Origin of the sequence: Bradyrhizobium sp. TM239 (assembly GCF_036247985.1) — a bacterium.
Taxonomy (GTDB): domain Bacteria; phylum Pseudomonadota; class Alphaproteobacteria; order Rhizobiales; family Xanthobacteraceae; genus Bradyrhizobium; species Bradyrhizobium ottawaense.
In genome coordinates this window covers 612,632-639,566 of sequence record NZ_BTIR01000005.1, presented here as the reverse complement: position 1 = coordinate 639,566, position 26,935 = coordinate 612,632, and the positions used below count along the sequence as shown (strand labels likewise).

Sequence of the window (26,935 nt, the reverse complement as noted above, 5' to 3'; positions counted from 1 at the left end):
GGGAGCTCACATCTTGCGTATAGGCCTGGTGGTCGATCACCCCAAGCGTGACCTGCCGGGGGCAGTCATGCTCGGTTATCAGCTGGCACGGCGCGGCGTCTCTGTCGCGCTGGTGCCGATGTACGAGCAGGCCGTCGACGTCCCCCGGCTCGGGCTGGACGCACTCGTCGTCAACTATGCGCGTCCCGTCAATCTCGATTTGATGCGCAGCTTCGGCAAGGCCGGCCTCGCGCTGTACGTGCTCGATACCGAAGGCGGCGTGCTCGCGGAAAAGGGCGGCAACTCACCGCCGGCAATGGCCGCCCACATCAGGGGCAGCGGCTACGCCGACATCCTGGCAGGCTATTTCTTCTGGGGCAATCGGCTGCACGACGCCTTCCTGGCGGCCGGAACCATGAAGCCCGAGCAGCTTCACCTCACCGGATGCCCGCGCTTCGACTTTGCAGCCCCACGCTGGCGCGCGTTGCTCGACGGCGAGCCGCGCGGCTATCTGCTCGTCAACGCCAACTTTCCGCTGGTCAATTCGCGCTTCACAGGCAAGCCGGGTGGCGAGCGCGAGGCGATGGTGCGGGCCGGTTGGGATGGCGCCTATGTCGATCGCTTCATCGCGGACCTGAAGCAGGTCTTCGCTAATTATCTCGTCGAGATCGACCGGCTCGCCACGGCGCGGCCCGACCGCAACATTCTCGTTCGGCCGCATCCCTTCGAGAGCGAGGACGTCTATCGCAACGCCCTCTCGCATCATGCCAACGTCCTGATCGACGGCACCGGCAGCGTACTCGACCGCATCCGCAATGCAGCCGCAGTGATCCATCTCAACTGCGGGACGGCCGTCGAATCGGTCTTGCTGGGAAAGCTGCCGCTCCAGCTCGAATATCTGAACACACCGACGACCGCGGGCCATGCCGCGCTGCCGGCGCGTGTAAGCCGACAGGTCGCCTCGTTCGACGAGCTGCTCGGCGCGATCGATCACATCGAGCGCGAGACCGAGACCTTCGATTTCGCCCGCGTCCACGCCGCCGATATCGAGGCCTTCTTCCACCTCAATGACGGAAAAGCCGCCGAACGTGTCGCCGATGTCCTGAGCAGCGCAACGAGCTCGCGTCGGCCTTACGTCTCGCTGCTCGCGACCGTGAAAGGGACGCGTGCCAAGCCGAGCCTCGGCCAGATCGTCAAAGGGGCCGCCAGCGCCGCGCTCGGCTCCGCCGTCACGGAGCGGCTGCGCAGCCAGTTCAATCCCGCCCGGCGCGACAAGCGAATCGCACCGCCCTTCGTCCAGACCCTGCTTCAGCGCATCGCCGCTCACGATCAGGCGAGCCCGTCTCAATTTACGGCAAGACGCGCGCATTGCGCGACGACGGGCTTGCCGCTCGCAAGTATTGCGATCGAACACGCCCAATAGAGCCATGGCAACACCTGCAAAGACCATTCTCATCACCACACTTGCCGAATACCAGACCCGGTTCTGGATTCCGGTCGCGCAGCGGCTGCGCGCGGCAGGCCTTGACGTCGAGTTGCTCGCCTTCGACGATCGCAGCGCGGAGATGTCGACGGCCGAAGGCCTTCCGGTCACGAACATGTATCGCGAGGGCCTCAAGGCCGGCCCCTCGCCGGACGATCGCAAGGCGTTCGACGCGCGCGTCGCGTCTTACGGGCTCGACGGAACCAATTTCCTGTTCAGCCATGAGCGTTTCACGTTCGGTATCCGCGACACCGCGGCGCTGCGCCGGCGCTTCATGATCTATGCCAATGCGATGGAGACAGTGCTCGACCGGCTCGAGAAGCAAGGCAAGCGCGTCGAACTGGTGCAGGAACTCGGCGGCTTCCTTTCGGTGATCGCGAGCTTCTATGCCGCCAGGCGCCGCAACATCCGCAATTGGTTCATCGAACCCTCGTTCTTTCGCGGCCGCATGTACTTCACGCCCGACACACTCGGCGCACCCGACGTGATGCCAGCGCCGGCGGACGCCGTGTCATCGGAGGTGCGCGCCTATCTCGACGATACGCTGACGCAGCGCGCCATCGTCATCCCCAAGAAGGATCAGCACCATTATTCGGCGGCCTTCAAGAAGGTCGTCAATTTGCGTAACGCCCGCCGCCTCACCGAGAAGCTGTGGGACCAGTTCGCGCTCGGCAAGCACCAGGAGTTCGGGCACAATCTGCGACATGCCCGCGTGCACGCGGCGATGGCGCTCAACGCGACGCGGCTGCGCAAGCTCTATAAGCCGATCCCCGCGGCGCCCTTCGTCTACTATCCGTTCCACGTTCCCGCCGACATGGCGCTGACGCTGCGCTCGCCGGACTATCTCGACCAGGTCGCGACCGTCGACTTCCTGCTGCGCACGATCCCGGATTCGCATGTGCTCGTGGTGAAGGAACATCCCGCCCAGATTGGCGCGATCGCGGCCTCCCGCCTGTTCGAGCTCGCGCGTCGTTTCGACAATTTCGTGCTGCTGCCGCCGCAGACCAACAATTACACCGTGCTCAATCGCGCCGATGCCGTCATCTCGGTCAACAGCAAGTCGGGCGCCGAAGCGCTGCTGCTCGGCAAGCCGGTCGTGGTGATGGGCGATGCGTTCTACCGCTCCTGCCCGCTGGTCTATGCGGTCGATCGTCTGGCCGATGTGCCCGCACGCCTGCGCGAGGCACTCGCCGCCGGGCCGTTCGATCCGGCCAAAGGCGCGCCCTATTTCGAGTCTGCCTGGCGCCAGTCTCGTCCGGGCGAGCTCTATATCGCCGATCCCAAGCTGCTCGACATTTTTGCGGCCTCCTTGCGCGCGGCCATCGCCGAGCCGGTCGGTGCGAACTGAACGGACCCATCATGCCGCTCGTCTCGATCATCACACCGTCCTGGAATGTCGAAAGCCTGATCGAGGAGACGATCCGCTCGGTGCAGAACCAGACCTTCGCAGATTGGGAGCTCCTGATCGCGGACGACTGCTCAACCGACCGGACGCCGGCGATCATCGCCGACATCGGCGAGCGCGATCCGCGCGTCAAGCTGATCCGGATGCCGAAGAACGGCGGCCCGGCGGTGGCGCGCCAGGCGTCGATCGACGCCGCGCAGGGCCGGTATCTCGCCTTCCTCGACAGCGACGATCTGTGGCTGCCCGAGAAGCTGGAGCGGCAGCTTGCCTTTGCCAAGGCGAAGCAGGCTGCTCTCAGCTACACCGCCTTCCGCCGCATCAACGAGACCAACACCGTCACCGGGCGGCTGATCGAGGTGCCGGCCTCGCTCACCTATGGCCAGCTCCTGGAGAATACCGCGATCGCGACCCTGACCGCGATGGTCGACCGCGAGATCGCCGGTCCCATCGCGATGAAGAACGAGGGCTATGACGATTTCTGTCTGTGGCTCTCGATCCTCAAGCGCGGCCACACCGCCTACGGCCTCAACGAGGACCTTGCACGCTACCGCGTCAGGGGCTCATCGGTCTCCAGCCGACCGGCACGCTCGGCCAAATGGGTCTGGCAGATCTACCGCAACGTCGAGCACCTCTCGCTGATCAGGTCGGCCTGGTGCTTTGCCCATTGGGGTACGCGTGCCTGGCTGAAACGGCGGGAGTTCTAGCGCCGCCGGCGGCTTGGCACGCAGCCACTTGCAACAGCCGGAATTGAACATTGCGACCTTGACGGGTTGCCTCTAATCTGCCCCGGATCGGAGGGGGCTTTGCGTGTACAATCAAGGTGTTATTCCACTGGCAGCGCGTCCCCACGCCGATCGCCGGGCCTCGATTGGCTGGACGCTGGGCTGCCTGTTTCCGGCAATTTTTCTGCTGCTTCTGTTCGCGCTCACGTCGCTTAGCGCGCCCGAGCATGACGACTTCTGCTTCGCGGATCTGTACGCGCGTCACGGGTTCATCGATACCGTATCGCTCTTCTATCATTCGCAATCGGGCCGGGTGCTGGCCCTGTGGTTGACCCAGGTTCCGCCGGCGATCTCTGCCGCGACAGGTGTCAGCTTGCTGTCGGCCTATTCACTGATGATGGCTGTGAGCGCGGCGCTGTTCCTGGCCGCCACGGCCCTCGCCATGGTCCGGGCCTGGCCCCGCACCGCCGCTCTCCAGCTGGTTTTCCTCACGCTCGCATTTGCGAGCGCCGTGGTCAGCGCGGCGCCGAGCGTGCGTGATCTGCTGTATTGGCTCTCGGCCGTGACCTGTTACGTCCCGCCCGCCCTGATCACCATCCTGATCCTTGGGGAGTGCGTTCGGGCGCTTGACGGGGAAGCCGGCTTTTCGTGGACGCTCAGCGTCGCGATGGCCCTGGGCGGCTTCGTCGCTGCACTGTGCAACGAATTTACCGGGGCATGGCTGCTGCTGATCGTTTTGGCTTCACTGGGCGCGCGCTATCTCTTCGGCCAGCAGCGCCAGTTCGTGCATCACCTCCTGATCGCGACCGCCATCGCGATCGGATGGATCATCGTTGTCTCGGCCAGCGGCAACAGCACGCGCATGGAGCAACTCCCGAACGGCGGGCATGTGACATGGTCGGTTCTTCAAGCGCTGGTCGATTCGCTCGCCGGTCTTGGGCGCTTCCTTCGAGAGCCCGCCGCGGTGGTCTGGCTCGCCGCTGTCGGCCTCATCGCGTTGGCCGAGCCGCAAGCCACGCAACCAGCGCCGCAAAAGGGCAAGATGCTGGCTCTCGGCACGATGGCGATTTGCCTGGCATGCTGTTACTTCGAATATTTCGCTCATCGATATGCGACGGGGATGCGGCTCATCGAGCGGGCGCAGAACCAGGCGCTCATCCTGCTGCTGTTCGGATCGACGCTGGGCCTCAGGCTGCTCGTCGGCGCCTACAGCCAGCAATTGCGCGAACGGCTTGCGGCGGGCGCGTTTCGTGGCCTGCTCGGTCCGGTCGGGATGCCTGCGAGCCTGGCGCTGCTCACGATCGCCTCGCTCAGCCTGAGCTCAACGGCGTTCCAGTTGCGCGCGCAATGGCAGGGCCTGTATCCTTACTGGCAGGAGAGCGCCGAACGGCATGCCCTCCTGACCACGAGCCCCGAGCCGGTTGTCGTGGTTCCCCGGCACAAATGGACGCCGTCCCTGCTGATGACCGCCGATGTGACGGCGGACGCCGACAGATTGCCGAACGACTGCATCGCCAGATACTACCACAAATCCGCCGTCTACGGCGCCAACACGCCGCGATGACCATTTGCCCTGCTTCAGAGATGCGAACGTGAAAACAATCAGCGTCATCACGCCCTGTTACAATGAAGAGCTCAATGTCAGGGATTGCTACGAGGCAATCCGGAAAATCTTCGACGGCGAACTCCACGGCTATCAGCGCGAGCACATTTTCTGCGACAACGCCTCCGACGATCGCACCATCGAGATCCTGCGCGAGATCGCAGCACAGGACCCCGCGGTAAAGATCATCGTCAACGCTCGCAACTTCGGACCGCTGCGCAACACCTTCAACGGCGTGATGGCCTCGCGCGGCGACGCTGTCCTGCTGTTCATGCCGGCGGACCTTCAGGATCCCCCGGAATTGCTTCCCGAATTCGTCAAGCTGTGGGAAGCCGGCTACGAGATCGTCTATGGGATCCGCGCGGTGCGCGAGGAAAGCCGTCTGATGCGCGGGCTCCGCAACGCCTATTACCGCGTGCTGACCAGATTCTCCGAGCTCAAGGTGCCTCCGGGAGTCGGTGATTTCCAACTTGTCGACAGGCGCGTTGTCGAAGCCATGCGCCTCGTCCGTGACGCCTATCCATTCATGCGAATGATGACGTTCGAATGCGGCGGTCGCATGGTCGGGGTGCCCTACACCTGGCGCGAGCGCAAGAAGGGGTTTTCGAAGAACCGCGCCGGCGCGCTGATCGACCAGGGCCTCAACGGGCTGGTGTCCTTCACCACGGCGCCGGTCCGGTTCGGACTTCTCGCGGGCTTTCTGATCTCGGCCGTGAGCATCGCATACGCGATCGTCAACTTCATCATCGGCCTCGTGCTTTATCAGAAGCTCGCCGAACCCGGCATCCTCACGCTGATCGTCGCCATGTTCTTCTTCGGCGGCGTACAGCTGTTCTTCATGGGCATGATCGGCGAGTACGTTCTCGCGATCTACGGACAGGTGCGCGAGAAGCCCGTGGTGTTCGAGCGCGAGCGCGTCAATTTCGATCCCTCACCGCCGCCCGGCGCGTGAGGCGCAGGCGGCGTCAGCGCTTCGCCAGCGATTGCTCGACCCGCGCGACGATCGCCTGAGCCGAGAGGCCTGCGGCATCGAGCAGCGCCTCGCGCGACCCCGCGCTCGATGTCTTCCCACCCTGCTCAGGAATGCCGAGGCCTGTGACCGGCGGCCGGACCGCGTCTCCGGCAAACGCGCCCGCGACCAGGCTGAACAGGCCGCCGCGCAGGATGTGCTCTTCCAGCGTCACGATGAGCGAGGCGTCGCGCACGGCGTCGCGGATCGCGATCTCGTCGAGCGGCTTCAGACAGGAGACGCTGACCACGCCGACGTCCCTGCCGCGCCCGGCGAGTTCGCCGGCGGCCTCCAGCGCGCGCGAGGCGATCGGCCCCGACGCGAGGATGACGACGTCCCGTCCGTCACGCAAAACCCTGGGCTTGCGCAGGTCGGGCACGGCGGCGCCGAGATTCGGCTCCCCCTGACGGCTGAGCCGCAAGTAAGATGGCTTGCCGCTTGTCGCGATCAGACGCGTCGCAGCCCGCACCTCCATGGGATCGCAGGGCACGAACACCTCGATGCCTGGCAGCATCGACATGATCCCCGCATCCTCCAGCGCGTGGTGGGTGTAGCCCTGGCTGCCATAGGCATAGCCGGCGCCCACCGCCACGACCTTGACGTCGGCACCGTGATAGCAGACGTCGTTGCGGAGTTGCTCGAGACAGCGCAACGTCGGGAAATTGCCGATCGAGTAGATGAAGACCGTCTTGCCCGACAGTGCGATGCCAGCGGCGATCCCCGCCATGTTCTGCTCGGCCACACCGACATTGAGATAACGATCGGGAAACTGCGCCGCGAACGGCTCCAGCACGGAGTAGCCGAGATCGCCGCAGAGCAGCCAGATGTCGGGGTTTTCGCTTGCGGCCTGCGACAGGCTCTCGATGAACGTCGTCCTCATGCGCCGACCTCGGCCAGCGCCTGCGCGAGCAGCTCATCCGAAGGCGAGCGGTAGTGCCATTCGAGCTTGTTCTCCATGAAGCTCACGCCTTTGCCCTTCACGGTGTGGGCGATCACGACGGTCGGCCGGCCCGATGCCGCCGGCACGCCGCTCAGCGCACGCTCGAGCGCGGTGAGGTCGTGGCCGTCGATCTCCTCGACCTGCCAGCCGAACGCTTTCCATTTCTCGGCGAACGGATCCAGGTTCAACACCTCGGCGACCGAGCCGAAACTCTGGATCTTGTTGAAGTCGACGATGACGCAGAGATTGTCGAGCTTGTGATGCGGCGCGAACAGGATGCCCTCCCAGTTCGAGCCCTCGTCGCATTCACCGTCGCTGAGCAGGCAGAACACGCGGCTGCCCGCGCCCGCATTCCGTGCCGCCAGCGCCATGCCGATCGCAATCGGCAGGCCATGGCCGAGCGAGCCGGTCGAAACCTCGACGCCGGGCACGGCGTGGCTGACATGCCCGGTGAAGATCGAACCGTCGCGGCAATAGGTGTCGAGCTCGGCCAGAGAAAAGAAACCGCATTCGGCAAGCGTTGCGTACATGATCGCTGTGGCGTGGCCCTTGCTGAGCACGAAGCGATCGCGGTTCGGGCTTTGCGGCTCTGCGGGATCGACGCGCAGGATCCGCGTGTACAGCACCGCCAGGATGTCCGCCATCGAGAGGCAGCCGCCGATATGGGAGGCCTTCGCGGCATGCACCATGCGCAACGCGTGCGCACGAATCCGTCGCGCGAATTCTCTCGGCTCAGGAAGATTTGGTCGCGTCATGCCACTCTACCGTCTCGCGTAGTCCCTCATCCAACGGCACTTCGGGCTTCCAGCCCAAGGCAAGCATGCGCGAAACGTCCGCAGCCAGGACCATAACCTGATCGGGCCGATACGCCAACTCGCCGAAGCCGAGAGCGGCGCCGGGGGCGACGAGATCGCGCAGCCGCGTCACCGTCTCGCGCAGCGGCGGCGCGTCCGCACTGCCGACGTTGAAGATGCCGCTCCCCGCTTCATGCGTGATCGCCAGCCGGAAAGCGCTCGCGGCGTCGCGCGCGTGCAGAAATCCCCAGCGCTGCTCACAGGCCGTCAGCGCCATGCGGTGCCCCGAGCGCAAGTTCCGAATCATGCTCGGAATCAGCCAGTGATCGGCATCCTTCGGGCCGTAGGTCGAGAAAATCCTGAGCCAGGCGGCACGCAGCCCGCGCTCCTCGCATAGGCGCATCGCCATCGATCCGGCCGCGAGCTTGGCCATGCCGTACAATGTCGTCGGCCGTGGCGCGTCGTCCTCCCGGATCGGACGATCATAGGGTCCGTACTCCGCCTGCGATCCGGCTCCGACGAAGATCCTGGCGCCGGCCTCGGCTGCGAGCTGGGCGAGGCCCACCGTGTCGGCCACGTTGACGGCCTGAACCGGGCTGTTGCGATCGCTGCCTGCGACGCCGCGCCAGGCCATGTGCACGACCGCGTCCGGCGCGAACGCCCCCAGCGCTCCGCGCAGCCCGTCCGGATGCTCCAGACTGCCCGGGATCACGTGCAGCCGGTCGTGAAGCGGCCCGAGGCGCCAATAGGAACTTGCCGGCCGCAACAGGACGGCCACCTCGTGCCCCCGCGCCATGAGGTCCGCAACGAGATAGGAGCCCAGAAAACCGCTCGCACCGGTGGCAAAAACACGCATAAGCCCCGGGTAGATCAGCTACCCCGGCCCCGTCAATGTCCCGCTTCGGCAGGTCCCCTGCCCGGGCCACGTTCCCGGCACGGCCGAAGGGCGATCCGAACTTGATTATCCGGCCCATGCGGCTAAACGAAGGGCCAGATCGAGGTTCGACGACGTTAGGGGTAGACGCATGAATGACTTCAGGCTGGCCATGGTTTCCGCAGGCTTCGAGCACGGCGGAAACGTCACCCATCGTCACTTCGACGGTCATCCCGACCTGCTCGTCTATCCCTTCGAATCGCAGCTCGGCAACCGCAACTTCAACGACTTCCTGGCCTCGGTCGAGCGCGTCCAGTACCGCTATCCCGAATTCCCGGAGGGGCTGACGGCCACCGAGCTCTATGAGCAGATGATCGACGAGGAGCTGAAGACCTTCCTGCGCAAACGCAACGGCTCCAAGTTCCGCGATGCGGACTGCGTGATGGACGAGAAGAAGCGGGTCGCCGAGTTCGCCCGCATCGTCGGCGAGCCGCCGATCTTCCGCCGCCAAGTGGTCGAGGCCTACTTCCGGTCGACTTTCGCGGCGTGGGAGAACTACTACACCAAGCCGCGCCCGGGCATGGTCCACGTCGGCTACTCGCCCGCCATCGGGATCGATGCCGATCGCATGGTGCGCGACTTTCCCAACGTCCGCATCCTGCACATCGTGCGCAATCCGTTCTCGGCCTACCGCGACACCAAGCGCCGCCCGTTCCCACAACCGCTGACCAAATACCTGATCACCTGGAACATCTACCACTCGACGGTCGAGATGTTCGCCAAAATGTATCCGGAGAACGTGCGGATCTTCCGTTACGAGGACCTCGTCGACGACAAGCGCAAGTTCATGACCGAGGCGGCCGGCTTCATCGGCGTGCCCTTCGCCGACTCCATGCTCTATCCGAGCTGGAACGGCGTCGAGATCAAGGACTCCATCGCGCCCTGGGGAACCGTGCTCAAGAGCACGAAGGACTACAACCAGGCCGTGATCCAGGAGCTCTCGGACGAGGAGCGCAAACAGATCGCACAGGGCACCGCGGCACTCGCCCGTCATTTCGGCTACGACCGGATCGACTATCTGAGCCCGCTCTATCGTGCTGAGTAAGATCGCGTTCTTCGAAACCGACGACCGCCCCGACATCGCCGCCGATCGCGCGCGCCTCCTGCCCGCGCTGCTACAGCATCTGCAATCTCTAGGCCGCAACGTCACCGTTGCGGCGGCGCCTGGCGGCACGCTCGGCGCCTGCTACGATGCGGATATCTCCGGCGAAAAGCGGTTTCTGAAGACGCATCTGCCGGGGGCGCGCGCGCGCGCCAGCCTCGCCAAGGAAGCCGACATCCTCGAGCAGCTCTACGGCAACGCGATCGTGCTCGACCGTTTCGAGATTCCCCTCGCGGATGGAGCGGCGCGACTCTGCCTCATGATGCCCGCGCTGGTGCCGCAGGCCGCCCCGATGCCGCCCGCTGATGCCGCCGCAATGGCACACGCGTGCAGTGCGCGGCTCAAGGACTGGCAGCCGGACGGACTTGCCTCGTTTGATCACTATCTGGCGTCCGCCGCAGAGGCACTGAAGACGCTTTCGAGCCGCGGCCTGCTGGAGCGGGCCGGCGCGATCGAGGTGGGCAGGCTGATCGCGCTGCTCGGGGATCGTCTGGCGGATTTGCCCGAGGCGCTCTGTCACGGCGATTTCGGGCCGAAGAACATCATGCTCCAGGGCACCGCGCGGCGCGTCATCGACTGGGAAGATGCATTCCGCGGCATCGCCGGCTACGACTACCTGTACTGGCTGACCTTCATGGAGAACCGGCCGTTCCTGCAAGAGGCCGCCTTCGGCCGAACCGGCCTCGCGCAGGATGTCGAGCGCGCCATCCTCGTGCTCGTCGTCCTGCTCAAATCCTATCTGGCGGTCTTGTCGGGCGAGCACCTGAAGCACGCGGTGTCGGCAGAGGACCGCATTGCCGAGATCCTCGATCTGCCGGGCTGATCAGGCCTGCGCCGCGCCAGCGACCTGGTCGAGCTGATCGAGCGAGAAGCTGCGCAGGTCGCGGCCCTCGCGCAGCGCCTTGTACCATTCGACGGTCAGCCAAAGGCCCTGCGCCAGATCGAGCCGCGGCGTCCAGCCGAGCTCGCTCCGCGCCTTCGCGCAGTCGAGCCTGAGATAGGCGGCTTCGTGCGGATGCGGGCCGGCGTCGGCCGTCCACCGCGCCCCGTCGCCCCACAGCGCGATCAGATGATCGACCACGGTCCCGACCGGCACCTCGCTTGCAGTATCCGGTCCGAAATTCCAGCCCCCGACGAAACGCTCATCGCCCGCCAATCGCTCGACCAGCGAGAGATAGCCGAGCACCGGGTCGAGCGCGTGCTGCCACGGCCGCACCGAATTGGGATTGCGGATGCGGAGCGCCTCGCCGGCCAGGAACGCCTGCATCGCATCGGGCACCAGGCGATCGCGCGCCCAGTCGCCGCCGCCGAAGACGTTGCCGGCCCGCGCGGTCGCGACGCGCGCCGCCCCCTTCGCGTTGAAGAAACTGTGGCGGTAGGAATGCGTCACGAGCTCGGCGCAAGCCTTGCTGTTGCTGTAGGGATCGTCGCCGCCGAGCCGGTCGCCCTCGCCGAAGGCGGTGCCCATGCCGTTGTTCTCGTAGCATTTGTCGCTGGTGACGTTCAGGATCACCTTCACCGAGCGCAGAGGCCGTGCCGCCTCCAGCACATGCACCGTGCCCATCACGTTGGTCGCAAAGGTCTCGACCGGCTCCTCATAGGAGGGACGCACCAGCGCTTGCGCCGCCATGTGGATGACGATGTCGGGCTCGGCCTCCGCCATTGCGGAGCGCAAGGTGGAGAGATCGCGGATATCGGCGACGCGGTGCTTGATGTCGTCGGCGATGCGCGCCGTGACGAACAGCGCGGATTGGTGTGTCGGCGCCAGCGCATAGCCGTAGACGTCGGCTCCTAGGCGGCGCAGCAGCAGCGACGCCCAGGCGCCCTTGAAGCCGGTGTGGCCGGTGAGAAAGACCTTCTTGCCCCGCCAGAATGCCGGATCCGTCACCAGACCCTCCATTTGGCACGGTTGCCGGCCCACTCACCCTCGAGGAAGTTACGATCGCGCAGCGAGTCCATCGGGTGCCAGAAGCCGTGATGCACATAGGCGCGCAGATCGTCGCCGCGCACCAGTTGCTCCATCGGCTCGCGCTCCCAAATCGTGTTGTCGCCCGCGATCAACTCGCCGACCGACGGCGACAACAGAAAGAAGCCGCCATTGATCCAGCCGCCGTCGTCATTGGGCTTTTCCTCGAAGTTGACGACCCGGTCGCCCTCGACCGCGATCGCGCCGAATCGCTTGGCCGGCCGCACCACCGAAACGGTGGCACGCCGCCCGTGCGCCTTGTGGAAAGCGATCTCGGCGGCAAGGTCGATGTCGGCGACACCGTCGCCATAGGTCAATGCGAAGAAGGGCTCGTCCGCGACATAAGGCAACACCCGCTTCAGCCGGCCGCCGGTCTGGGTGTCCTCGCCGGTATCGACGAGCGTGACCCGCCACGGCTCGGCCGTCTCGCGATGCACTTCCATCCGGTTCTCGGCGATGTGGAAGGTCACGTCGGACATGTGCAGGAAGTAGTTCGCGAAGTACTCCTTGATCATGAAGCCCTTGTAGCCAAGGCAGATCACGAAATCATGGAAGCCATAATGGCTGTAGATCTTCATGATGTGCCACAGGATCGGCCGCCCGCCGATCTCCACCATCGGCTTCGGCCGCGTGCTGGTCTCCTCCGCGATTCGCGTGCCCAGGCCTCCCGCAAGAATTACGACTTTCATTCACCTGCTCCGAACGGGAGGCACGCTCCCCGCGTAGTCCAGACCGGCTTCTATACGAAGTGGCCGGACCTGGAAAATTATCGACCCCTAAAGCTCTTCTGAGGTCAATAGGTATTTTATTACCTTGCGCAAGGCTATTGGCGTTTCCGCCCGTAGCCGATACCACTCTGCCGGCCGCACCGGGAGGACTCCCGAGATCCAGCTGGAACCCGATCATGCCGTTTGAAAGCTACAAGAACAGCCGCATCCTCGTAACCGGCGGCGCCGGGTTCATCGGATCGCATCTGTGCGAGCGACTGCTCGATACGGGAGCCGAGGTGGTGTCCGTCGACAACTACTTCACCGGCAGCCGGCGCAACATCGCCCATCTGATCGCAAATCCGCTGTTCGAGGCGGTCCGGCACGACGTCACCTTCCCGCTCTACATCGAGGTCGACGCGATCTTCAACCTGGCCTGCCCGGCCTCACCGATCCACTACCAGCGCGATCCCGTGCAGACCACCAAGACCTCGGTGCACGGCGCCATCAACATGCTGGGGCTCGCCAAGCGACTCAAGGCGCGCATCTTCCAGGCCTCGACCAGCGAGGTCTACGGCGATCCGCTGATCCATCCGCAGACCGAAGATTACTGGGGCAACGTCAACCCGATCGGCGTCCGCTCCTGCTACGACGAGGGCAAACGTTGCGCCGAGACGCTGTTCTTCGACTATTGGCGTCAGCACGGCCTGCCGATCAAGGTCGCGCGCATCTTCAATACCTACGGTCCGCGCATGCAGCCAAATGACGGCCGCGTGGTGTCGTCCTTCATCGTCCAGGCGCTGCAGGGCGAGCCGATCACCGTGTTCGGCGACGGTGGGCAGACCCGCTCGTTCTGCTATGTCGACGATCTCGTCGAGGCCATCATGCGCTTGATGGTGACGGCGGAAGACATCACCGGCCCGATCAACCTCGGCAACAATTCCGAGTTCACGATCCGCGAGCTCGCCGAGAAGGTCATCAAGCTCACGGGCTCGCGTTCCAAGCTGGTGTTCAAGCCGCTGCCGCAGGACGACCCGCGCCAGCGCCAGCCCGACCTCACCAAGGCGAAGGCGGCGCTGAACTGGGAGCCGAAGGTCGCGCTCGAGGACGGGCTCAAGGAGACGATCGCCTACTTCAAGCACTCGCTCGACATCACCTGACCTGCTCGCAACGTCCATCGTCCGCAGCGAGCTTCCGTCATGAGCGCACCGGCCGGCATCATCAGCGATTTGCGCGCCCGGCTGGACTCGAAAGCCGCGCTGACGAGGTTGGTGCTGCTGCACAGCGCCGTCACCTGCCTGTCGCTGATCGAGGTCGCGACCTTCCAGCTCTCCATCGACTTCGACCCGAGGCGCCTCTGGATCGCGGTCATCGTTGCGGCCGGCTTTTCCGTCGTCTCGCTGCTGTTTGCCTCAGCCCGCTTCTGCTTCGGCTATTTCGTCGGGTTCTATTTCTACACGATGATCCTGGGCTTCCTGTGGATCGACGTCTTCTCCGACTACAATTACCCGCGATTGCTTGCCGGAGTTTCCGCGGCATTGGCGCTGCTGCTCTGCCTGATGCCCATGCTGTTCATCCGCGCACCGCTGCGACAGTTCGTGCCCATGTCCAATGCCCGCTTCGAGCATTTGCTGACGCTTATCCTCCTGGTCTCCATCGTCACCATCGCCGTCGCTTCGACCTACAATTTCCGCCTGGTCTCGATCGCGAACATCTATGACTACCGTGACACGCTCGAATTCCCAGGATTGCTGCGATATCTCATAGGATGGGTTTCCAGCGCGCTGCTGCCGTTTGCCTTCGCCAGCTACTGGCTGCTCGGCCATCGGTGGCGCGCAGGACTGGCGCTGGTCCTGCTCCTGCTATTCTATCCCATCACGCTGACGAAGTTCGCGTTCTTCACGCCAGCCTGGTTGATCGCGCTGGTCGTGCTGTCGCGGCTCCTGGAGGCGAGAGCATCGGTCATCGCCTCGATTTTCGTCCCGATGCTGATCGGGCTGCTCGTGATCTGGGTGACGGAGGCGAGTCTCAGGAGCATTCCCGGCAGGTATTTTGATATCGTCAATATCCGGATGATGGCGACGGCATCGGGGGCGCTCGAGCTCTACAACGATTTCTTCGCCAGCCACCCGCTGACCTGGTTCTGCCAGATCTCCGTGCTCAAGCCGCTGATGCATTGTCCTTATAATGAGCCGCTCGCGGTGCTGATGCAGAACACCTACGACTTCGGCAATGTGAACGCCTCGCTGTTTGCGACGGAAGGCATTGCGTCCGTCGGCCCGTGGCTGGCACCGCTGACCGCGCTCGCAGCAGGTCTCGTGCTGGCGCTCGGCAACCGCGCCTCCGCGGGCCTGCCGCCCCGCTTCGTGCTGATGTCGTCGGGTGTGCTGCCGCACATCCTGCTCAACGTGCCGCTCTCCGTCGCCTTGCTCACCCACGGCACCGTGCTTCTGTTCCTGCTCTGGTACGTGATGCCCCGCACCCAGTTCGAAGAAAAGCCGTGACGCCGTGCGCATCCTGATCCTCAACGCCGACTATCCGCGCTTCCTCGCCTGGCTCTACCGGCGCACGCCCGGCCTCGAGAACCAGCCTTATGCGGCGCAGATGGCGGCGCGGAACGCCAGCCTGTTCGGCGTCGCCGATTTCTATTCGCGCAATTTCGCCGGCCTCGGGCACGCCGCCGCCGACATCCATGTCAACAATCCCTGGATGCGGGCGGCCTGGGCGCGCGAGCACGGCCTTGCCGTCACCGAGCCGCCGCCGCCCGGCACGCCGGCCGCGCGCGATGCCGTTCCCGGCTGGCTGCAGCGGGCGGTCGCCCCCTTCAAGCCGGTGCTGCGGCCGCTCGCGCGCAAGGTCGGCCTCAGCCCGCGCCTCGATGCCGAAGCGGAAGAGATCCTGCTGGCGCAGATCGAGGACTTCAAGCCCGATCTCGTCCTCAACCAGGATCTGTTTCACGTCGACACGCGCCTGGCGCGCCGGATCAAAGGGATCGGCCGCCCGATCCTGGTCGGCCAGATCGGCATCTCGCCCTCACGCGGCGAGGACTGGTCGGTCTATGATCTCATGATCTCGCAGATGGCCGCGGTGGTGAACTTCTTCCGTGCCCACGGAGCGCGCGCCGAAGTGGTCCATCTCGCCTTCGAGCCCGGCATTCTCGACGTCCTGCCGCCGCCGCCCTCGCAAGACTTCGACGTCACCTTCGTCGGGGCCGTGTCGGCCGATCACCAGCTTCGCGTCGCGCAGCTCGAGGCGGTGGCGCGGCGCTACGATCTCAAACTGTTCGGCAGCGGCCTGCACTCCCTTCCCGCCTCCTCGCCGCTGCACCGCTGCTACCAGGGCGAGGTGTGGGGCGTGGAGATGTACCAGGCACTGCGCGCCTCGCGCGTCACCCTCAATTCGCACATCGACATGGCCGGCCGCGAGGCCGGCAATGCCCGCCTGTTCGAAGCGACCGGCGTCGGCGCGTTCCTGCTCACCGACTTCAAGGACAATCTGCATACGTTGTTCGCTCCCGAGCGCGAGGTCGTCGCGTGGCGCAGCGTCGAGGACTGCCTCGCGTTGATCGATCGGTATCTCGCCGACGACACGGCGCGCCAGTCCATAGCCAAGGCGGGACAGGCGAGGACGTTTGCCGCCCACACTTTCCGCCGGCGTGTCGAAGAGATCCTCGGCTACATCGGCTGAATTCCGCACCGGCAGGCGGAGCAATCACCGTGAGCCGTCCGCCCTTGACGGTCCCGGCCAAAATGGCCAAAGTGCACAGCGGGACAGCTATCTCTCTCTAATCACAGCGATTTTTTCGAGGCTCACGATGGAACACGTCGAACAAGTTCGATTCGGCGACCAGCTCTACGCGATCATCGTGCGGGCCTCGTTCCGCGAGCCGGGCATCCACTTCTTTTCGACGCCGGAGCTGTCCCAGCAGCTCGCCTTCATGAGCCATCCGCAAGGCAAGACCATCGAGCCTCACCGCCACAACAAGGTGACGCGGGAGGTGCACTACACCCAGGAGGTCCTCCTGATCCAGAAGGGCAAGCTCCAGGTCGACTTCTACACGGTCGAGGAAACATATCTCGAAAGCCGCGTGCTCGGTGCCGGCGACATCATCCTGCTCTGCAGCGGCGCGCACGGCTTCCACGTGCTCGAGCCGCTCGAGATGTTCGAGATCAAGCAAGGTCCCTATTCCGGCGAGAACGACAAGACCCGGTTTGCCGAAGCCTCCCCGTCCGAAATCCGGATCAAAGGCCCAAACCCGTGACCGCACCGTTCATTCCCGTCAATACGCCGCTGCTCGACGGCAGCGAAGCCGATTATCTCGCCGAATGCATCCGGACCGGATGGATCTCCTCTGAGGGGCCGTTCATCAAGCGCTTCGAGCAGGCGATGGCCGAGGCCGCCGGGCGAGGACACGGCATCGCCGTCACCAACGGCTCGGTTGCGCTGGACATCGCCGTCCACGCGCTTGGGCTCGATGAGGGGTCCGAGGTCATCATCCCGACCTTCACGATCATCAGCTGCGCCGCCGCCCTGGTGCGCGCCGGTCTCGTCCCGGTCGGGGTCGACTGCGATGCCGCGACCTGGAACATGACGGCCGAGGGCGTGGAAGCCGCGATCACGCCGCGCACGCGCGCGATCATGCTGGTCCACATCTACGGTCTGCCGGTCGATCTCGATCCGATCCTGGCGCTGGCCCGCAAGCACGATCTGAAGGTGATCGAGGACGCCGCCGAGATGCACGGCCAGACCTATCGCGGCGCGCCCTGCGGCAGCTTCGGCGAAGTCTCGACCTTCAGCTTCTATCCGAACAAGCACGTCACGACCGGTGAAGGCGGCATGATCCTCACCGACGACGACGCGCTCGCCGGTCGGCTGCAAGGCTACCGCAATCTCTGCTTCCAGCCGCAGCAACGCTTCGTCCACGAAGAGCTCGGCTGGAATGCGCGCATGACCAATCTCCAGGCTGCGCTTGGCGTTGCCCAGGTCGAGCGCCTGCCGCGCACGGTCGAGATCAAGCGCCGGATCGGTCGGCTCTATGACGAACATCTCGCAGGCCTCAACCGCATCCGCCGCCCCGTCGCCCGCACTAGCTATGCCGACAACATCTACTGGGTATACGGCGTCGTGTTGAACGACGACGTGCCGTTCGACGCCAAGGAAGCGATGCGGCGCCTCGGCGAAAGGGGCATCGGGACACGGCCGTTCTTCTGGTGCATGCATGAGCAGCCGGTGCTGCGCCGGATGGGCTTGATGCGCGACGAAAGCCATCCGAATGCGGAATACATCGCCCGGCGCGGTTTTTACCTGCCGAGCGGACTTGCCCTGACCGACGACGAGATCGCGCGCTCGGCCGCGGCGCTGAAGGAGATCCTGGCGTGACGGTGTTCGCCGACTACGCGCCCTGGTATGATCTTCTCTATCAGGACAAGGATTACGCGGCCGAGACGGCATTCGTCGAAGCGCGCCTGCGCGACCACGGCGTTTCCTCGGGCAAGCTGCTCGATCTCGGCTGCGGCACCGGCTTGCATGCGCTCGCCTTCGCGCGCCAGGGGTGGAACGTTGCCGGCATCGATCTCAGCGACGAGATGATCGCGCGCGCCAAGACGCGCGCCGGGCAAGCCGGGCTGTCGATTCCGTTCCGGCAGGGTAATGCCTGCGAGACCGGTCCCGAACGCGATTTCGATGCCGTGGTGTCGCTGTTCCACGTCGCAAGCTATCAGACCAGCCGCGATGCGCTGACGGCCATGTTCCGCACGGCTCATGCGGCGCTGAAGCCGGGCGGCGTCTTCTTCTTCGACTATTGGTACGGCGGCGCGGTGCTGGCGCAGGGCGTCGAGACGCGCGTCAAGGTGATCGAGCAGAAGCCGCTGCGCCTCACCCGCATTGCGCAATCCGATCATGACGAACAGGCCGCGACCGTCACCGTGAACTATACGCTGTTCTGCGAGGACATGGATCGCGCCACGATCCAGCGTGTCGATGAAGCGCACCGCATGCGCTACTGGTTTCCGTTCGAGATCGACGCGGCGCTTGCGGCGACCAGCTTTCAGCCCGCCGCTCACGCCGCATGGCTGACGCAGGACGCGCCGAACTCGAAGAGCTGGGCGGCCTATGCAGTCGCCAGAAAGAGTGTTGCACCGTGAGACCGCTGCGGCTCGCCGTGATGCTGGAACAGGCGCTCGAGGTCGGCGGCGGCTTCCAGCAGCCGCTCAATGACCTGCTCTGGCTGCGCGACTGGGCGGCCAAGTCGGGCAACGAGATCGTGGTGTACTCGCCCTATCCGAAGACCCTGGACATCCTGAAGGAGTTCGGCGTCGCGGCGCGCCTGCTCAAGTTCGGCCCGCTCGACCATGTCTTCCTGTTTCTGAAATATTGCGGGCCGTTCGATCTCGTCCAGATCGCGCTGAAGCTGAAATCGCCGTTCGAGCGTGCGCTGATCCGCGACGGCATCGACGTCGTGCACTTCACCTCGACCTCGAAACGGCACCTGCTGCTCTACGAGCTGCCGTTCATCATCACGATCTTCGACGGCTGCCACCGCGACGCGCCGGAGTTTCCGGAAGTGAGGACGTTCGGCGAATTCGAGCGCCGCGAGATCCTGTTCAGCCTCGCCAGCACCAAGGCCGCGGTGGTGATCGTCAATGCGCCGGAGCTGGTCGACGATCTCTGCCGCCGCTATGCCATGGAAAAAGAGCGCGCGGTCTGCATCCCGTTCTCGCCCTCCACCTATGTCAGCCAATCCACGTCCGACGCCGCCGACGACGGAGCGGTGCTGTCACGATATCGGCTCGAGCCCGGCTATCTGTTCTATCCGGCGCAATTCTGGCCGCACAAGAACCACATGACGCTGCTCGCTGCGCTCGCAAGCTTGCGCGAGCGGAGCATCACCGAACGGCTGGTGCTGTGCGGATCGGATCGCGGCGGCCGCGACAAGATCGATGCGGCGATCCGCACCTTTGGCCTGTCGGACCAGATTTCCATCATCGGCTTCGTCGAGTCCGCCGAGCTCGGCGCGCTGTATCGCGGCGCCGCGGCGCTGGTGATGCCGAGCTATTTCGGCCCGACCAATCTTCCACCGCTGGAAGCCTGGGCGGTCGGCACGCCCGTGATCTATCCCGAGGCCTTCAAGGCTCAGGCCGGCGACGCCGCGATCCTGTTCGACTATGACGACCCGCGCTCGCTCGCGGATGCGATCGTCAGCCTGCGCACCGACGGCACGCGCGAGCGACTGCGCGCGGCCGGAGAGCTCCGGCTCGCACAGTTTGCCGAGGAGACCGAGGCCGGCCAAGCGCAGTTCGCCCGCCATCTCGAACGATTGAAGCACCGTCTGGCATTGACCGCGCGTTGAATAGCAATAGCTAGGCAGGAATCAGCGCTCGCAACCGCTCGCGCAGAGTTGTGCTCAGCAGCGGGCTTGCGAGCATGCCGACCGCGGCGAGCCAGATCGCGCATTGCACGATGAAGTGCGCGAGCCCGCTCCCCGGCACCAGTACGATGATCGCCTGCCCAATCAGCCAGCCCGCTCCCACGACAATAACGGCCATGAGCATCAGGAAGGCGATGTGCCTGAACGGATGATGCAGGGTCTGGCGCATGACGATCAGCGCGAGCAGTCCGAACTGGATGAGGATGTCGCTTGCGACCACGGCGAACGCGGCGCCAAGCGGCCCTAGATGCGGGATCAGGGCGAAGGACAGCGCCAGGAAGACCGCGAGCTGGAGGCCCTTGGTCCGGATCAGGAGATCGCCGCGATTGCTGTGATTGGCAAAGACCAGAGCCAGCAGCGATGGCGCGACGGCCGCCGAGCCGAGCAGCAGGGTCACCGTGAGCGGCGCGTCGTAGGGGATGCTGCCATGGGTCCACAATGCGAAGAAGTCCGGCCAGAACGGCAGCAGTCCCGCGACGATCAGGCAGGCAAGGGCTGTCACGAACACCGAGCCATGCGCGTAGAGCCGGCGCAGCCGATCCTTGTCGCCGACCGCGTGGTCGTGGCCGAGCTCGGCGGCGAGCGGCAGCGTCACCTGGAGACAGAGACCGCGCACCAGGCTCGCGATCACGCGCGTCAGGCCCCATTGCGCCACCGCGACGCGGTTCGTGACCAGCGCGGAGACGAGCAGCACCGGGACGTTGACGAGCGCAAGCTCGGTGATGTTGGCGACCGCGAAGGGCACCGCGCGGCCGAATTGCCCGATGCTCCAGCGCAGGGATGGCGACACCAACGGCGGCTTGCCGGTGCGGCGCAGGAACGGAAACAGTCGCGGCGCGTCGAACGCAGCGAGCATGATCGCGAACAGGAGCTGCATCGACACGAAGGCAATCGCGACCGCAAGCAGGCTGCCGAACAGTGCGAGCGCCGCGAGCTGGGCGATCTGTCCAAGCAGCAGCGCGGCGTTTTGCAGCCAGACCGTCCGGCCATAATGGCCGCGCACCCGATAGAGGCCGGAGACGAGGTTGGCGGGGACGGTCAGAAGCATGCCCAGCGTCATCACCAGCATCGCAGCATCGAATGTCGGCGCGGCCTGAAAGCCGAGCACCGCCGATGGCGGCGCGAGGACCACCGCTGCGCACAGCAGGACACCCAGCACCGCCACGATGGCGAGATAGATCCGCAGCAGGGCCGAATAGAAATTCGCCGTGCGCCCGTCGCAATCGGCGCAAGCCTTGAACGCGAGAAAGCGGTTGATCGCGCGAAGCTGCAGCCCGGCATCCGCCACGACGACGAGACTCCCCGCCGCATAGATCGCGAGCCAGGCCGCGAGCATGTCGCCGGTCCAGACATGCAGGAAGGCCGGGATGAGCAGGAGCTGCTGAGACAGCCCCAATACCATCTGGACCAGGTTGGCCGACCAGCCCTGCACGAGGCGGCGGGCGCGACTGATGCCGCCAGGTCTGCTCGAACCGTCGGCCGTGCCGGGCGCGTCAATTTGCTTGTCGGTCAAGCCGCGTCCTTCCCGTCAAGCAGTCGGCCGCGCGCCCGCCAGCGCTCAGAGCCCATCCGACTCGCCGTTCTTCGGCGTCGAGCGCGGCACGAAGGGGGAGAACGAGGGATCGGCCGGGCCCGGCATCGCCAGCTTGCCCCCGGCATCTGCGGGCGGGCTCGCGGCAGCGGCTGGGTCCAGCCGCTGAAGCACCAGCACCTCGCTGCGCTCGCCCTGCTTGAACGTCACCTCGCGCGGCTGCACCGACGTCAGCGACCAGCCTGCGAGCGATTCGCCCTGCCGCAGACGCACGACCTTCTGATCGATGCGGTTCACGAGAATTGCGATCGCATCTCCCTCGCCCACCACGGCCCCGACCAGCGACAACGGCGGTGGTGCCTCGACCGGCTTGGGCGGCGGCGCGGGACTTTCCTCGACGGGTGATGCGGCGACCGTGCGCGGCGGCGGCCGGCGCATGGCCGAGAAGATCGGACGTTCCTGGGTCGCGGTCAGCGCCGAGAGCGGCACCGACCACAGCGGATTGCCGCGAGGAATGGGCCTGCCTGGCGCCTGCTGTACCGGCCGCGCGATCGGCTTCATCGCCCCGACATCGACACTTTCAGCAGGATTGCCCGCCGCGTCGTCCGACAGCACATCCACGCGCGATGAGGTGGCCGCCATGGTCCCGGCCATGCCCAGACCCATGCACAGCGCGGCCAATCCTGTCGGCCTCAGCCACCCGGACATCGACATTCCCCTGCGACCACCGGCCGCGCCACGCGACGGCGAGGCATCCGCGCCAAACTAGTTCCGATCCGCGGCGTCATCAACCCACACCGTCCGGCCCAACCCGACGAGCAGGCCCATTCTGCCCCGCACCTGTTGCAATGCATGAATATGTTGCCCGACGGCCACGATGGCTGAAAATGCAAAGCGGAACAGGGAGGAAGCAGCCGCAAATGGATATCCGTTCATTGCAGGCCGTTGCGGCGGCATGAGATCATGGCGTGGGTGCCGGGCCCCGGTACGCGCCCCGGTTGCATGTTTGCGATGATTTCTTTGCTGATTTGAGACGATCGGATGGCTGGACCGACAATGGCATGTGGGAGGAACGGATACGGGCTGCGATCCGTCGCGCGCCTCTCGCTGGCCACGCTCCTTGCCACCACAGCGCTCGGCATCGTCGCCGCGCACGCCGTGGACGGCACATGGACCGGCGGCTCGACCGACTGGACGGATCCGACCAACTGGTCCTCCAACCCGAGCGTGCCCGACGAGACCGCGACCTTCACCAACGCCGGAAGCACGGCGGTCGACAACAACAACGGCGTCGTCAGCATCGGCACGATCCAGTTCGCGAACACCTCGCAGGCTTATACGTTCACGATCGGCAATCCGTTCATCGTCAACGCAACGGGCATCGTCAACAACGATACGGTGAACACCCAGACCTTCCAGGTCACCTCCGGCAACAATCTGGTGTTTCAGAACAGCAGCACCGCGAGCGGCGGCGCCGGGGCCGTGACCATCACGAACGATGTCGGCGGCAACGTCAACTTCATCCAGAACAGCACGGCGGGAACGGCGAGTCTCGTCAACAGCGGCTTCGTCACGTTCGAAGATTCCGCTTCTGCCGGCAACGCCCAGATCACCAACAACGCCACCGGCCAGATCGATTTCTTCACCAACGCCTCGGCCGGCTCGGCGACGATCAACAACGGCGCAGGCGGAGTGCTGAACTTCCACAACGCCACCACCGCCGCCACCTCGTCCATCATCAACGACGGAACGGTGAATTTCGACGGCTCTGCCACCGCAGGCAGCGCCACCATCACCACCAATAACGGCGCCACCACGAACTTCGCCGGCACGTCTAGCGGCGGCAGCGCCAAGTTCGTCACCAATGCGGGCGGCACGGTCGACATCTCGGGCCTGACCAGCGGCGGAACGACGGCCGGCTCGATCGAAGGCGCTGGCAATTATGTTCTCGGCGGCAACACGCTCACCACCGGCAGCCTCAACACCTCGACCCAGGTCGACGGCGTGATCTCCGGCGCCGGCGGCGGGCTGACCAAGGTCGGAACCGGCACGCTGACGCTGGCCGGCACCAACACCTATACCGGTGCGACGACGATCGCGGCCGGAACGCTGGCGATCTCCGGCTTCGGCAGCATCTCGTCGTCCAGCGTCGTCACGGTGAATTCGACGTTCGACATCTCGGCATCCGCGGTCGCATTCAATGCGATCACCACGCTTGCCGGCAGTTCCTCCGGTGTCGTCAACATGGGCGGCAATGGGTTGGTGATGACCAATGCCTCGACCGAATTCGCGGGCGTGATCCAGGGCACCGGTGGGCTCGAGGTTTTCGGTGGAACCCAGACGCTGTCGGGCGTCAACACCTACACCAACGCCACGCAAATCGACGCGGGCGCGACGCTGGCGCTGAAGGGCAGCGGCTCGATCGCGAGCTCGCTCTACGTCGCTTTCAACGCTGGGGGCACGCTCGATATCTCGCAGACGAACAGCGGAGCCTCGGTTGGCGGCTTGTTCTCGCTTTTCCTGGGCAACGTCGCTCTGGGATCGAAGACGCTGACGATCACCAGCGGCAGCGTGTTTGCCGGCGTGATCCAGGACGGCGGCATCGGCGGCGGCACCGGCGGAAATCTCGTGATCGCCAACGGCGCCCTGCAGCAGCTCGCCGGCATCAACACCTACACCGGCACCACCACAATCGACAGCGGCGGCGAGCTCGATCTTTTCTCTATCGGCGGCAGCGCTGGCAGCATCGCGACGTCCAGCAGGGTCATCGCCAACGGCACCTTCGACATCACAAATCTCCTGTTCAGCACCGGCACCTCGATCAAATCGCTGTCCGGTTCCGGCCTGGTCAATCTCGGCACCAAGACGCTGAACATCACCGCCGCCAACGATACCTTTGCCGGCGTCATCGACGATGCCGGCTTGGGTGGCGGCCTGACCATCGCCGGCGGGACGCAGACGCTGACCGGCATCAACACCTATACCGGCGCCACCGCCGTGAACGGCGGCACGCTGGTGGTGGACGGCTCGATCCTGAATAGCCCGGTCACGGTCAACACCGGCGGCACCCTCGCCGGCAGCGGCACGATCGCCGGCGTCGCGGTCAACGGCGGTACGCTGGCGCCCGGCAGCGCGGCGAGCCCGTTCGGCCCAATGACGATCAGCGGATCGCTGACCTTTACTGCCGCCTCGACCTATCTGGTGCAGGTCTCATCGACCAACGCCAGCCTCACCCAGGTCACGGGCGCAACCGACCTCGGCGGCGCGACGGTGCGCGCAAACTTCACCTCCGGCACGGTCAAGAAGCAGTACACGATCCTGACTGCGGCCGGCACCCTGGTCGGTACCACGTTCAACCCGGCCGTCGTCTCCAACATACCGACGCTCAACGCGACGCTGAGCTACGACGCCAGCACCGTGTTCCTCAACGTCAACGTCAACCTCACACCGGCGGGCGGCCTCAACGTCAACCAACAGAACGTCGCGAACACGCTGACCAACTTCTTCAACACCACCGGCGGCATTCCCGCGGCCTTCGCCGCGCTGACGCCGGTGGGACTGACCACCGCCTCGGGCGAGCTCGGCACCGGCATCATCCAGTCGGCGATCAATGCCGACGGCCAGTTCCTGAACCTGATGCTGGACCCGACCGTCGTCGGACGCTCGGGCGGCTTCGCCAAGGCGGGCAGCGTCGCCCAGTTTGCCGAGAGCGATAACGCAGCCTCTTATGCGTCGATGCGGCCGGCCACTGCGCGCGAGCGCGAGGCTTATGCGATGGCGACCAAGGCGCCGCTGCTCTCCTCGCAGCCAAGCAGCCGCTGGAGCGTCTGGACGGCGGGCTATGGCGGTTCGGCCGAGGTCGGCGGCAATGCGACGGTCGGCTCGCAGGATCTGACGGCACGGGTCTGGGGCGGCGCGGCCGGCGCCGACTACCGGCTCTCGGTGGACACGCTGGTCGGCTTTGCGCTCGGCGGCGGCGGACTGAACTACTCGCTCGCCAATGCGATGGGCTCGGGCTCGGCCGACCTGTTCCAGGCCGGCGTCTATGGCCGGCACAATTTCGGACCGGCTTACGTCTCGGCTGCGCTCGCCTATGGCTGGCACGACGTCACCACCAACCGCACCGTGGCGCCCGGCGGCTTCGACCAGCTCCAGGGCCGCTTCAAGGCCGACACCTTCTCGGCCCGCTTCGAGGGCGGCTATCGCTTCACGACGCCGCTGATCGGCATCACGCCCTATGCTGCAGCGCAGGTGACGAACTTCAAACTGCCGAACTACTCCGAAGTCAGCCTCAATGGCGGCGGGCTGTTCGCGCTGAACTACGCTTCGCAATCGCTGACCGATACCCGCTCCGAGCTTGGTTTGCGCACCGACAAATCCTACGCGATGCAGAACGGCGTGCTGACGCTGCGCGGCCGCGCCGCCTGGGCGCACGACTACAATCCGGGCCGCGCCGTCACCGCGCTGTTCCAGACCTTGCCGGGCACCAGCTTCGTCGTGAACGGCGCCAGGGTCGATGCCGACTCCGCGCTCGTCAGCGCCAGCGCCGAGATGAAATGGCTGAGCGGCTTCTCGATCGCCGGCACATTCGACGGCGAGTTCTCCGGCAACGTCACCAGCTATTCCGGCAAGGGCGTGTTCAAGTACAGCTGGTGAGGTGACGAAGCTGTTCCTGACGGAACTATACTCTTGGCGGCCCTTGACTGTATCCTATAGGATACTTATGTTTGAGGTTCAGAAGACTGACGAATTCGATCAATGGTTGGCCGCGCTCAGAGATCAGCGAGCGATCGCGAAGATCGCTTCTCGCATTGAGCGGCTCGCCATGGGTAATGCAGGCGACGTTAAAGCCGTAGGCGCGGGAGTTAGTGAACTGCGCATCGACTATGGGCCGGGTTACCGCGTGTATTACAAGCAAGTCGGCAACAGGATCGTGTTGATCCTCTGCGGCGGAGACAAGTCGACCCAGGATCAGGACATCAGACATGCCAAAGCGATCGCAGCCGAGCTCTAAGCAAAGCGCGAAGATAAGAGTAACCAAGTTTGATGCAGCCGACTATCTGAAGACACCGACGGCGATCGCGGCTTATCTCACTGAAGCCTTCGAGACAAATGACCACGCTTACATTTGTAACGCGCTCGACACCGCTGCTCGCGCGAAGGGAATGGGGGATATCTCGAAAGCGACCGGCCTCTCTCGTGAGAGCCTCTACAAGACGTTCAAAGAGACCGCGAAACCTGAATTCGAGACGGTCCGCAAGGTAATGAACTCGCTCGGCGTCAAATTGGTGGCCGTGCCCATCGACGATCAGCAGAAGGTGGCTTGATCGCGCC

Annotated in this window: 24 protein-coding genes; 17 read left to right on the top strand and 7 right to left on the bottom strand. The window is 65.0% G+C overall.

Annotated elements, in window-relative coordinates:
- The first annotated feature begins 13 nt into the window (after positions 1-13).
- From AABA84_RS11760 to AABA84_RS11740, 5 genes are all read left to right on the top strand, one after another.
- Complete coding sequence (locus AABA84_RS11760) at positions 14-1,402, top strand: surface carbohydrate biosynthesis protein (RefSeq protein WP_338312127.1); 1,389 nt, start codon at positions 14-16, stop codon at positions 1,400-1,402.
- Between the two features lie 4 nt (positions 1,403-1,406).
- A complete protein-coding gene (locus tag AABA84_RS11755; RefSeq protein WP_338312126.1) occupies positions 1,407-2,810 on the top strand; it encodes a capsular polysaccharide export protein, LipB/KpsS family in 1,404 nt (467 codons plus the stop codon).
- 11 nt (positions 2,811-2,821) lie between these two features.
- The gene (locus AABA84_RS11750) at positions 2,822-3,571 is read left to right on the top strand and encodes a glycosyltransferase family 2 protein (RefSeq protein ID WP_338312125.1); all 750 of its coding nucleotides are present in this window, start codon (positions 2,822-2,824) and stop codon (positions 3,569-3,571) included.
- Positions 3,572-3,674: 103 nt separating this feature from the next.
- Complete coding sequence (locus AABA84_RS11745; protein ID WP_338312124.1) at positions 3,675-5,153, top strand: DUF6056 family protein; 1,479 nt, start codon at positions 3,675-3,677, stop codon at positions 5,151-5,153.
- 28 nt (positions 5,154-5,181) lie between these two features.
- Positions 5,182-6,144, top strand: coding sequence for a glycosyltransferase family 2 protein (locus tag AABA84_RS11740; protein ID WP_212250712.1), 963 nt, complete (start codon positions 5,182-5,184; stop codon positions 6,142-6,144).
- Between the two features lie 13 nt (positions 6,145-6,157).
- Here the strand turns inward: AABA84_RS11740 and AABA84_RS11735 are convergent, their stop codons facing one another.
- Genes AABA84_RS11735 through AABA84_RS11725 form a run of 3 tightly spaced genes read right to left on the bottom strand, consistent with a single transcriptional unit; the run spans position 6,158 to position 8,791 of the window.
- Positions 6,158-7,081 carry a transketolase family protein gene (locus AABA84_RS11735; protein ID WP_338312123.1) on the bottom strand — a complete coding sequence of 308 codons (924 nt, stop codon included), beginning with the start codon at positions 7,079-7,081 and terminating at the stop codon, positions 6,158-6,160.
- On the bottom strand, positions 7,078-7,896 hold the full coding sequence (locus AABA84_RS11730; RefSeq protein WP_338312122.1) for a transketolase: 819 nt from the start codon (positions 7,894-7,896) through the stop codon (positions 7,078-7,080). The genes AABA84_RS11735 and AABA84_RS11730 overlap by 4 nt, the downstream gene beginning before the upstream one ends.
- A complete protein-coding gene (locus AABA84_RS11725; RefSeq protein ID WP_338312121.1) occupies positions 7,874-8,791 on the bottom strand; it encodes an NAD-dependent epimerase/dehydratase family protein in 918 nt (305 codons plus the stop codon). The genes AABA84_RS11730 and AABA84_RS11725 overlap by 23 nt, the downstream gene beginning before the upstream one ends.
- 169 nt (positions 8,792-8,960) lie before the next feature.
- Here AABA84_RS11725 and AABA84_RS11720 point away from each other — a divergent pair, with 169 nt between their 5' ends.
- Both AABA84_RS11720 and AABA84_RS11715 read left to right on the top strand, forming a co-directional pair.
- A complete protein-coding gene (locus tag AABA84_RS11720; RefSeq protein WP_095425655.1) occupies positions 8,961-9,914 on the top strand; it encodes a sulfotransferase family protein in 954 nt (317 codons plus the stop codon).
- A complete protein-coding gene (locus AABA84_RS11715; RefSeq protein WP_338312120.1) occupies positions 9,904-10,794 on the top strand; it encodes a phosphotransferase in 891 nt (296 codons plus the stop codon). Before AABA84_RS11720 ends, AABA84_RS11715 begins: the two co-directional genes overlap by 11 nt.
- On the opposite strand, the gene rfbG is transcribed toward AABA84_RS11715, so the two are convergent.
- Both rfbG and rfbF read right to left on the bottom strand, forming a co-directional pair.
- The gene (gene rfbG, locus AABA84_RS11710) at positions 10,795-11,859 is read right to left on the bottom strand and encodes a CDP-glucose 4,6-dehydratase (RefSeq protein WP_338312119.1); all 1,065 of its coding nucleotides are present in this window, start codon (positions 11,857-11,859) and stop codon (positions 10,795-10,797) included.
- Complete coding sequence (gene rfbF, locus AABA84_RS11705; protein WP_095425656.1) at positions 11,856-12,626, bottom strand: glucose-1-phosphate cytidylyltransferase; 771 nt, start codon at positions 12,624-12,626, stop codon at positions 11,856-11,858. The genes rfbG and rfbF overlap by 4 nt, the downstream gene beginning before the upstream one ends.
- Before the next feature lie 215 nt (positions 12,627-12,841).
- Here rfbF and AABA84_RS11700 point away from each other — a divergent pair, with 215 nt between their 5' ends.
- From AABA84_RS11700 to AABA84_RS11670, 7 genes are all read left to right on the top strand, one after another.
- Entirely contained in the window at positions 12,842-13,804 is a 963-nt protein-coding gene (locus tag AABA84_RS11700) for a UDP-glucuronic acid decarboxylase family protein (protein WP_212250719.1), read from the top strand.
- A 39-nt stretch (positions 13,805-13,843) separates the two neighbouring features.
- Positions 13,844-15,148, top strand: a complete 1,305-nt coding sequence (locus AABA84_RS11695; RefSeq protein ID WP_212250720.1) for a hypothetical protein — start codon at positions 13,844-13,846, stop codon at positions 15,146-15,148.
- 4 nt (positions 15,149-15,152) lie between these two features.
- Positions 15,153-16,331: a CgeB family protein gene (locus AABA84_RS11690; RefSeq protein WP_338312118.1), complete on the top strand. Its 1,179-nt coding sequence runs from the start codon at positions 15,153-15,155 to the stop codon at positions 16,329-16,331.
- A 127-nt stretch (positions 16,332-16,458) separates the two neighbouring features.
- Complete coding sequence (locus AABA84_RS11685; protein ID WP_212250722.1) at positions 16,459-16,905, top strand: hypothetical protein; 447 nt, start codon at positions 16,459-16,461, stop codon at positions 16,903-16,905.
- Positions 16,902-18,023, top strand: a complete 1,122-nt coding sequence (locus tag AABA84_RS11680) for a DegT/DnrJ/EryC1/StrS family aminotransferase (RefSeq protein ID WP_338312117.1) — start codon at positions 16,902-16,904, stop codon at positions 18,021-18,023. Before AABA84_RS11685 ends, AABA84_RS11680 begins: the two co-directional genes overlap by 4 nt.
- Positions 18,020-18,787, top strand: coding sequence for a class I SAM-dependent DNA methyltransferase (locus AABA84_RS11675; RefSeq protein WP_338312116.1), 768 nt, complete (start codon positions 18,020-18,022; stop codon positions 18,785-18,787). Before AABA84_RS11680 ends, AABA84_RS11675 begins: the two co-directional genes overlap by 4 nt.
- Positions 18,784-19,992: a glycosyltransferase family 4 protein gene (locus AABA84_RS11670; RefSeq protein ID WP_338312115.1), complete on the top strand. Its 1,209-nt coding sequence runs from the start codon at positions 18,784-18,786 to the stop codon at positions 19,990-19,992. Before AABA84_RS11675 ends, AABA84_RS11670 begins: the two co-directional genes overlap by 4 nt.
- A gap of 10 nt (positions 19,993-20,002) precedes the next feature.
- Here the strand turns inward: AABA84_RS11670 and AABA84_RS11665 are convergent, their stop codons facing one another.
- Together AABA84_RS11665 and AABA84_RS11660 are read right to left on the bottom strand one after the other, a co-directional pair.
- Entirely contained in the window at positions 20,003-21,583 is a 1,581-nt protein-coding gene (locus AABA84_RS11665; RefSeq protein ID WP_338312114.1) for a hypothetical protein, read from the bottom strand.
- Between the two features lie 45 nt (positions 21,584-21,628).
- Positions 21,629-22,309, bottom strand: a complete 681-nt coding sequence (locus tag AABA84_RS11660) for a hypothetical protein (protein ID WP_338312113.1) — start codon at positions 22,307-22,309, stop codon at positions 21,629-21,631.
- A 333-nt stretch (positions 22,310-22,642) separates the two neighbouring features.
- Between AABA84_RS11660 and AABA84_RS11655 the strand changes: the two genes are divergently transcribed.
- The 3 genes from AABA84_RS11655 to AABA84_RS11645 all read left to right on the top strand — a co-directional run bounded on the left by AABA84_RS11655 (position 22,643) and on the right by AABA84_RS11645 (position 26,928).
- On the top strand, positions 22,643-26,257 hold the full coding sequence (locus AABA84_RS11655) for an autotransporter domain-containing protein (RefSeq protein WP_338312112.1): 3,615 nt from the start codon (positions 22,643-22,645) through the stop codon (positions 26,255-26,257).
- Positions 26,258-26,324: 67 nt separating this feature from the next.
- On the top strand, positions 26,325-26,615 hold the full coding sequence (locus AABA84_RS11650; protein WP_338312111.1) for a type II toxin-antitoxin system RelE/ParE family toxin: 291 nt from the start codon (positions 26,325-26,327) through the stop codon (positions 26,613-26,615).
- Positions 26,587-26,928 (top strand): addiction module antidote protein, encoded by a 342-nt coding sequence (locus tag AABA84_RS11645; RefSeq protein WP_338312110.1) that lies wholly within the window; start codon positions 26,587-26,589, stop codon positions 26,926-26,928. The genes AABA84_RS11650 and AABA84_RS11645 overlap by 29 nt, the downstream gene beginning before the upstream one ends.
- Positions 26,929-26,935: the final 7 nt, after the last annotated feature.

Bases quoted from the DNA above. Each gene is read 5' to 3' on its own strand.
- AABA84_RS11755 (WP_338312126.1), top strand. From the start codon at position 1,407: ATGGCAACACCTGCAAAGACCATTCTCATCACCACACTTGCCGAATAC.
- AABA84_RS11750 (WP_338312125.1), top strand. From the start codon at position 2,822: ATGCCGCTCGTCTCGATCATCACACCGTCCTGGAATGTCGAAAGCCTG.
- AABA84_RS11735 (WP_338312123.1), bottom strand. From the start codon at position 7,081: ATGAGGACGACGTTCATCGAGAGCCTGTCGCAGGCCGCAAGCGAAAAC.
- AABA84_RS11730 (WP_338312122.1), bottom strand. From the start codon at position 7,896: ATGACGCGACCAAATCTTCCTGAGCCGAGAGAATTCGCGCGACGGATT.
- AABA84_RS11725 (WP_338312121.1), bottom strand. From the start codon at position 8,791: ATGCGTGTTTTTGCCACCGGTGCGAGCGGTTTTCTGGGCTCCTATCTC.
- AABA84_RS11720 (WP_095425655.1), top strand. From the start codon at position 8,961: ATGAATGACTTCAGGCTGGCCATGGTTTCCGCAGGCTTCGAGCACGGC.
- rfbF (WP_095425656.1), bottom strand. From the start codon at position 12,626: ATGAAAGTCGTAATTCTTGCGGGAGGCCTGGGCACGCGAATCGCGGAG.
- AABA84_RS11700 (WP_212250719.1), top strand. From the start codon at position 12,842: ATGCCGTTTGAAAGCTACAAGAACAGCCGCATCCTCGTAACCGGCGGC.
- AABA84_RS11695 (WP_212250720.1), top strand. From the start codon at position 13,844: ATGAGCGCACCGGCCGGCATCATCAGCGATTTGCGCGCCCGGCTGGAC.
- AABA84_RS11685 (WP_212250722.1), top strand. From the start codon at position 16,459: ATGGAACACGTCGAACAAGTTCGATTCGGCGACCAGCTCTACGCGATC.
- AABA84_RS11660 (WP_338312113.1), bottom strand. From the start codon at position 22,309: ATGTCCGGGTGGCTGAGGCCGACAGGATTGGCCGCGCTGTGCATGGGT.
- AABA84_RS11655 (WP_338312112.1), top strand. From the start codon at position 22,643: ATGGCTGGACCGACAATGGCATGTGGGAGGAACGGATACGGGCTGCGA.
- AABA84_RS11650 (WP_338312111.1), top strand. From the start codon at position 26,325: ATGTTTGAGGTTCAGAAGACTGACGAATTCGATCAATGGTTGGCCGCG.
- AABA84_RS11645 (WP_338312110.1), top strand. From the start codon at position 26,587: ATGCCAAAGCGATCGCAGCCGAGCTCTAAGCAAAGCGCGAAGATAAGA.